Source organism: Novosphingobium beihaiense (assembly GCF_022832375.1).
GTDB classification, from domain to species: Bacteria; Pseudomonadota; Alphaproteobacteria; order Sphingomonadales; family Sphingomonadaceae; genus Novosphingobium; species Novosphingobium beihaiensis.
The window spans coordinates 1-1,671 of record NZ_JALHLG010000096.1 but is presented as its reverse complement, the minus strand read 5'-3'; the positions used below and the strand labels follow the sequence as shown (position 1 = coordinate 1,671).

Below are 1,671 nucleotides of genomic sequence, written 5' to 3'. Positions count from 1 at the left end.
TCAGACTGTCCGAAAACTCGAAGAAGGATTCCCGCCTGGTTGGGGGTCCGATATGATCGGGCATGGGCTACATCGAAGGACATTCGCGCGATCAGATGCTGCTGCTTCCGGCGTCGGTCGATGACTATGTGGCGGCGGACAACCCGGTGCGGTTCATCGCGGCGTTCGTCGATGATCTCGATCTGGACGAGCTGGGTTTTGGGCGTTCCCGGCCCAAGGCGACGGGGCGTCCCGGCTACGATCCGGCCGATCTCCTGAAGCTGTATCTCTACGGCTATCTCAATCGGGTGCGGTCGAGCCGGTGCCTGGCGGCCGAGACGGCGCGCAACCTTGAGGTGATCTGGCTGCTGGGTGGTCTGCGCCCCGATTTCCGCACGATCGCGGATTTCCGTCGTGCGAACCGGGCAGCGTTCAAGCCGCTGTTCCGGTCCTTCGTGCTGCTGTGCCGCCGCCTCGACCTCTTCGGGCGGGAACTGGTGGCGGTGGACGGCACGCGGCTCAAGGCTGTGAACAGCCGCAAGCGCAACTTCACGCGCCAGAAGCTGGCTGGATGGATCAAGCTCGCGGACGAGCGGATCGAAGAGTATCTGGCGCGCCTCGACCTTGCCGACCGCGCCGAAGCCGAGGCGGAAGGTGCCGCCCGCCGCGCAGCGGTGCTGACGGCAAAGATCGCGCGGATGCGGGAACGGCGCGAACTGCACAGCGCGATGCTGGCCGATCTCGTCGCCAGCGGCGAAAGCCAGATGTCGCTCACCGATCCCGATGCGCGCGGCATGGCGACCCAGCCCAAGGTCGGCGTCGGCTACAACGCGCAGGTCGCGGTCGATGCCCGGCACAAGCTGATCGTCGAGCAATATGTGACCAACTCCGGCAGCGACCTTGGCTTTCTGGCGCAGACGGCCAGCGCCGCGCGCGAAGTGCTGGGTGTCGAGCAGATCGATGCCGTTGCCGACAAAGGCTATTACAAGGGCGAGGACATCGCCGCCTGCGAGGATGTCGGCGTCATTCCTTATGTCGTGCGCCCGCAGCGGGGTCCCGCCATCAATGAGGGCTATTTCGCCAAGGATGAGTTTCGTTACGACGCCCGGGAGGATCGCTACACCTGTCCCGGTGGTCAGCGCCTCGATCCCTACTCCCGATCGCAAAAGAACGGACATGTCACCATCCGCTACGCCAACATGCGGGCCTGCCGGGACTGCGCCCTCAAACCCCAATGCGCATCCGGCACGCGGCGGAGCATCGATCGGTGGGAGAATGAGGCTGTGCTCGAGCGCATGGCGGAAAGGCTGGATGCCCGACCCGACATTATCGACCGGCGGCGCGAGACCGTCGAGCATCCCTTCGGCACCATCAAGCAGTGGATGAACCAGGGCGCATTCCTCATGCGGGGCCTCGCCAACGTCAACGCCGAGTTCAGTCTGACGGCGCTCGCCTACAATCTGCGCAGGGCGATCAACATCCTCGGCATTCCGGCCCTGCTACGCGCTGTGCAGGCCTGAAAAGGTCGCGCGTCAGCCGTTCCCGGCATAACTCGCGCCATAGATGCCCATATGGTCGATCGAGACCGTCACCACGCCTTCCGCGCCGAAAAACCAGCAGCCGCTGCGTGCAGCCCCTCCGCTCGGCCGAAACCCGATCAGCCCGTGCGTTTTCGGACGGACTGACATGTTT

The 1,671-nt window shown here is 64.7% G+C and carries 1 protein-coding gene; it reads left to right on the top strand.

Features of this window, described 5'->3' with window-relative positions; genetic code table 11:
* Window positions 1-62 precede the first annotated feature (62 nt).
* The gene (locus MTR66_RS21085; protein ID WP_243924695.1) at window positions 63-1,499 is read left to right on the top strand and encodes an IS1182 family transposase; all 1,437 of its coding nucleotides are present in this window, start codon (window positions 63-65) and stop codon (window positions 1,497-1,499) included.
* Window positions 1,500-1,671 lie beyond the last annotated feature (172 nt).